The sequence below is a fragment of the Mesorhizobium sp. M0715 genome (genome assembly GCF_040320355.1).
Taxonomy (GTDB): domain Bacteria; phylum Pseudomonadota; class Alphaproteobacteria; order Rhizobiales; family Rhizobiaceae; genus Mesorhizobium.
In genome coordinates this window covers 1-5,276 of the sequence record NZ_JAMYPL010000059.1, presented here as the reverse complement: position 1 = coordinate 5,276, position 5,276 = coordinate 1, and the positions used below count along the sequence as shown (strand labels likewise).

6 protein-coding genes and 2 pseudogenes are annotated in these 5,276 nt (G+C 57.8%); 2 read left to right on the top strand and 6 right to left on the bottom strand.

Features of this window, described 5'->3' with window-relative positions; genetic code table 11:
* The 3 genes from NKI21_RS32145 to NKI21_RS32135 form a co-directional block, all read right to left on the bottom strand.
* A partial coding sequence (locus tag NKI21_RS32145) for an alcohol dehydrogenase catalytic domain-containing protein (RefSeq protein WP_352869276.1) occupies window positions 1-193 on the bottom strand: 193 nt, incomplete at its 3' end.
* Window positions 194-204: 11 nt separating this feature from the next.
* On the bottom strand, window positions 205-1,044 hold the full coding sequence (locus NKI21_RS32140; RefSeq protein WP_352869273.1) for a sugar phosphate isomerase/epimerase family protein: 840 nt from the start codon (window positions 1,042-1,044) through the stop codon (window positions 205-207).
* A gap of 8 nt (window positions 1,045-1,052) precedes the next feature.
* Window positions 1,053-2,279, bottom strand: a complete 1,227-nt coding sequence (locus NKI21_RS32135) for an NAD(P)/FAD-dependent oxidoreductase (protein ID WP_352869270.1) — start codon at window positions 2,277-2,279, stop codon at window positions 1,053-1,055.
* Window positions 2,280-2,580: 301 nt separating this feature from the next.
* Between NKI21_RS32135 and NKI21_RS32130 the strand changes: the two genes are divergently transcribed.
* A complete protein-coding gene (locus NKI21_RS32130; RefSeq protein ID WP_352869268.1) occupies window positions 2,581-2,892 on the top strand; it encodes a hypothetical protein in 312 nt (103 codons plus the stop codon).
* A 321-nt stretch (window positions 2,893-3,213) separates the two neighbouring features.
* Window positions 3,214-3,427 (top strand): annotated as a pseudogene (locus NKI21_RS32125) (IS701 family transposase); the annotation flags it as partial.
* A 114-nt stretch (window positions 3,428-3,541) separates the two neighbouring features.
* Here NKI21_RS32125 and NKI21_RS32120 read toward each other — a convergent pair.
* From NKI21_RS32120 to NKI21_RS32110, 3 genes and pseudogenes are all read right to left on the bottom strand, one after another.
* Window positions 3,542-4,473: pseudogene (locus NKI21_RS32120) on the bottom strand (IS630 family transposase).
* 202 nt (window positions 4,474-4,675) lie between these two features.
* The gene (locus NKI21_RS32115) at window positions 4,676-4,897 is read right to left on the bottom strand and encodes an amino acid kinase family protein (protein WP_352869266.1); all 222 of its coding nucleotides are present in this window, start codon (window positions 4,895-4,897) and stop codon (window positions 4,676-4,678) included.
* A 40-nt stretch (window positions 4,898-4,937) separates the two neighbouring features.
* Window positions 4,938-5,126: an amino acid kinase family protein gene (locus NKI21_RS32110; RefSeq protein ID WP_352869278.1), complete on the bottom strand. Its 189-nt coding sequence runs from the start codon at window positions 5,124-5,126 to the stop codon at window positions 4,938-4,940.
* Window positions 5,127-5,276 lie beyond the last annotated feature (150 nt).

The following is a 5,276-nucleotide window of genomic DNA, read 5'->3' as shown; positions in this document are numbered from 1 at the left end:
CACCCTCATGGCCGAGGATCGCCGGAAAGATGCCTTCGGGATCGGCGCCCGACAGCGTGAATTCGTCGGTGTGGCAGATGCCGGTCGCCTTGATCTCGACCAGCACTTCACCGGCCCTCGGGCCTTCGAGCTGTACGGTCATGATTTCGAGCGGTTTGCCGGCCTGCGTGGCCACGGCGGCGCGAACGTCCATGGAAACTCCCATTATTGATTTATGATTGAATTTTTCCAGACCCGCGCAATGTGATCCTTCAGCAGAAGCGACTCTGCCCAGCGATCAACCGTGTCCTCGCCATCCGGCCCAGTGATGGCATACGGTTTTGGCCCTAATTCGCAGGTAAACGAAAGGGAGTCGTCTTTGCTCGCTCGCTGCTGCCAGCTTCGAAAGCCATATTCCCACCAGGACAGGAACTGATCCACCCACATTTTATGCTGCGGGTAGGAGATTTCGATCTGAACTTGTTCGCGCGTTGCCACCCGGCCATGAAAGGCCCAGGAATTATCGAGAATGCGGTGAATCTCGACATGATGCTCATCGGGAATGGGCCAGGCGAACTCACGCCCAACAACAAAGTGCGATAGATCGCCTAGAAGCCTAAGATCAGGGAAGCAATCCAATAGGTCCAATGTGAAGTGGAGATCGGTCGTCATGCGGTCGCGATGGGTCTCGATATAGACTTCGACGCCCGCTTCATGGGCGAGCCGGCGCCATCCTTCGAGCAAGGGGATACATTCCTGAACGCGTCGCGGCCGCACGTCCGGCTGCAGATCGATGTGGTGAACGCCGAATTCCACGGCATTTTCAAGCACCGGCTTGAGGTCGTCGACGGTCCTCGGAAAGCATTGCCCTTCGGCTTGCATGCCGTTGTCCTTGAGCAACGCGGATAGCTTCTTGACGAAGCTGCGGTCGCGCCAATCGGCACTCACCCCTTGGAAGCCAGCCTTGAATATCTTGTCGACATTGTCCTCAAGTGTGCGTTCCGGATAGCGGGCACTGCGCAATTCCATGGCCCAAAGCGACTGGAAGATCAGGAGATTTTGCATGTCTAACTCTACGCTGCCTGTTGAACCTGAAGTAGCTCCCGAAGGTCAGCTACAGCGCAAACAGTTGCAGGCGCTGGGGACATACCCCGCTGGAGCATTGTTGACCCCACCCGGACCGCCTTGGCGACGACCCCGATCGCGCCGTAAGCGCTAACTGCGACCAGCGTTTCCCGATCATGATGGAAAGCAGCGATGCCGCCCGACGCCAGGGGCCTGAGGGTTATGGCTTGGTCCGGCGCCGGCCAGCCGGCCGCTTGGATGACCTTATCGAACTGATCCGACCACATCCACGGCACCATTTCATAAGCAACCTGATGGCCCAGCATGTTCCTGGCCACGAGTTCGCCTTGATCCTCGGCATTTTTCCAGCATTCAAGTCGCTGAGGTCGCAAGGATTCGTCCCGTCGAATAGAGCTGACATCGCCGGCAGCGAAAATCGCCGGATCGCTTGTGCGAAGGAATTCGTCCACAACGATGCCGTTGTCGATTTCCAACCCAGAGGCCTCGGCCAGCGCAGTTTCAGGGCTCACTCCGATAGAAACCAGCAGAACGTCACAAGGAATCTCTTCGCCGGACGACAAGCGAACGCCTTTGATATAAGCGTCTCCTACGATACCTTCCACAGAAGTGCCTAGTCGGAACTGAATGCCCGCGGCTTCATGATCTTTGCGGACTTCCGAGGCAATTTCCGTCGGCACGACTCTTGCGAGGAGGCGTGGGGCTGTCTCTATAACAGTGACCCCACAACCCTTGCCCACAGCCGACGCCGCAACCTCTAGGCCGATCAAACCGCCACCGATTATGACCAACCGTTTGCCGGCGAGCAAAGTGTCGCCCAACGCTTCAGCGTGGACTGCCGACCGTAGCGTCATCACGCCGGCGGGAAGAGTCCTGCCGAAATCCAGCGTGCGCGGCTTCGCCCCGGTAGCAATCAGAAGGCTCTCATAGGTGAGGGATTGGCCGTTCGACAAAGCCAGGGTCTTCTGAGTGCGGTCGATCGTCGTTACACGCACATCTTCATGGTAGAAAGTGGTGTCGTCCTCCAGCCAAGCGCTCCGTAGCAGCGGGATTTGTGATGTCTCCTTCTGCTGCAATAGCACGGATTTCGAAAGTGGCGGCCGCTCGTAGGGCGCGCGCTCCTCTCCATTGATGAGATGTATGGGGCCGGCCCAACCGTGAGGGCGCAGGGATTGTGCAGCCCTGCAGCCCGCGTGCCCGGCACCGATGATGACCATGCCTCTTTCCATAGCGGTTCCTCCTGCTGAGCGCCAAATTGGCGATTACCTTGACGACAGAAGGACTTGCACGCAGAACGGTTAAACTCCATCCTCGAAAATGAGGGGTTTCCCTCTTTTGCCCGGGCCTCACAAATGGAAACGGGCGCCGAGCCGAAGCTCAGCACCCGTTTAACGGCCTGGGAGGACGCCGCGGTTCAGTTCGATCAAATTGGCTTCACATCGGTTGAGGCTTTCTTGGCTTTCATGCGTTCGCGGAACCGCCGATCCATCGCCTCCCCTTTGCCTCCGCTGATCCGTCATGGAAGGTCCCGAACCACTTTATCGAGTGGAAGAGCGGAATAGCGCCATCGGCGTAATTGCACTCGAAATACTTGTGATGCAAGTAATGCTAAAAGCCGCCCGTATCGATTGCCGTATCTTCGGCGACCGCGATTTTCTCAAAGCCAGCGTGGTTTTGCGCCGGTCCCAAGGCGGATTGATAGATAAGGAACAGCACATGCACGGGATGCGAGGGGATAATTACATGCACCAGGACGCCGGAGAAGTAAGCCAAATGCTCGATCGGGTGCATCGACAGGCCGGACCAGGGCCCGGATTCACGTTGTTGTGATGAAGGGAGTGCACCATTTTATAGAGTGGCGGCCAATGCAGCAGACGATAAACAAGGTAGAAATGCAGGTCCTGAATTAGCGGGATCAGCAGCATGATCGCTACGAAATAGATTGGATGCTCAGACCAATCCAACAAAGGGAATATAACCGTTTGCGAAGAGCCAAAGCATCAGCGCTTCATATACCGTAAAGATCGGCACGCCGCTCGCGAAGGTCCAGGTGATGTTGTCAACGTTCTGTTTACCCGTCCCAGCCAAAAACCAATTTGAAAAAAGCTAGGGGTTTGGCGGGCCACGTGAACAAAGGTGGGTATGTTAAAGGGGCACATCGAGCGCGACTATCGGGAGCTCAAGCAGGAACTGGGGCTCGGCCACTATGAGGGGCGTGGTTGGCGAGGCTTCCATCATCATGCGAGCCTCTGCATCGCCGCCCTACGGATTCCTCATCTCCCAACGGGAGACGATTCCCCCTCAGCCCCCAAGCAAAGCCAAAAGCCGCCCGAAATCCGCCCGCCGCAAGGCAGCCACGGCATAGTCTGCCACTTCAAAGATCGCCGTCCGCTCAAGTCCAGATCCATGCACCAACGCCCATCTACGTTGGAAAGCAGAACGACAACGTCTGCGTTTACCATCGGCGCGACCAGTGCCGCTAGTGGATGGAATCTAACATTTGGTGCCCGCGTTTGACGGCAGCGATGATCTTGTCTGGATCGGCGGTCCAAGTGAAGGGTTTAGGTTGCTGGTTGTGCTCTGCAACGAAGCGGTTGATCGCCGCCTGAAGGTCGACGACGGAGTGGAAGACGCCGCGCCTGAGACGACGCTTCGACAGTTTTGCGAAGAAGCCCTCAACCGCGTTGAGCCACGAGCATGAGGTCGGTGTGAAGTGGAAGGTGAAGCGCTGATGGCGGCCGAGCCAGGCACGCACCTTGGGGTGCTTGTGAGCGGCGTAGTTGTCGAGGACGACGTGGATGGCGTTGCTGGCCGGCACCTCGGCATCGATAGCGTTGAGGAAGCGGATGAATTCCTGATGACGATGGCGCTGCATGTTCCTGCCGATGACGGTGCCGTCGAGCACGTTGAGGGCGGCAAACAGGGTGGTCGTGCCGTTGCGCTTGTAGTCGTGGGTCATGGTGCCGAGCCTACCCTTCTTCATGGGCAGGCCGGCTGGGTGCGGTCGAGCGCCTGGATCTGGCTCTTCTCGTCGACCGACAGCACGATGGCGTGAGCCGGCGGATCAACATAGAGGCCGACGACGTTGCGCAGTTTGTCGACGAACTGCGGATCGTTGGAGAGCTTGAACTGGCGCCAGCGGTTGGGCTGCAGCCCGTGCGCCTTCCAGATGCGGCGCACTGCGCTGGCGCTGATGCCGGCCGCGGCCGCCATCATGTCGGCGGTCCAGTGCGTCGTCTCGCCAGGCGGGTCCTGCCACGTCAGTGCCACCACGCGCTCGGCGACTTCAGGTCCGAGTGGGGCAATGCGCGAGGGGCGCGTCTTGTCGCGCAACAGTCCCTCGAAGCCTTCCGCGGCGAAGCGCTCCTGCCAGCGCCACACGCAGGTCTTGGACTTACCAGTTTGCCGCATGATCTCGAGGGTGCCCACGCCGTCGCTGCTCAACAGAATGATCTCGGCGCGCCAAACGTGCTTCTGCGGCGCATTGCGATCTCTGATCAGCGCGCCCAGACGCTGACGATCAATCGAAGAAACGGTGAGCAATATTCCTGTGCGCATGCGCCAGACTCGCATGCGCACTCACAAAATGGGAATCCCCAGCCGGACTCTTATGTCAGGCGTAAACCACTAGCCGATCATTGTCGCCAAAACAGATCTCCGCCGTTGCGGTCGTGTCGTTCTCGTTGATAATGGGTACGGCGCCAACTTTGAGAAGTTGTTGAAGGGTTGAAGCCGCATTGAGGCGGCGATGCTGATTGTCTATATCTTCGCCGGTCAATAATATTTGCCCAACGCCAAAACCATGAGGTTTAAAACTCTGTTCATAGGCACGCATGAGTCGAACCTGACCGATAGCGGCGGCAATTTGTTTCTCCTCAACCTCGCAGAGATCTCTCCAGATGGTTGAAGTGACTTGAGCCGACCGCGACAGCACCAGACGTGACGATGATCACCTGCTGCCCGCGTGCGAAAAATCGGACGACATCCTCTATTAGCGTCTCAAGCCAAGGACCGCGTATCTCTCCGGTTTCAGGATCGCCGATCAGTGATGAGCCAATCTTCACTATCAGCCGGCGAGCCGAAACCAATCGGATCGAGCTTGTTGATGCTGCCGTTGAGTGCTGCTGCACTAGGAGCCTGTCCAGATAGTCACTGGTCAACTATTGACGAGTCTGATTCAATCTTGGGCTATGAGCAAGTATTTTCGGCCCTGG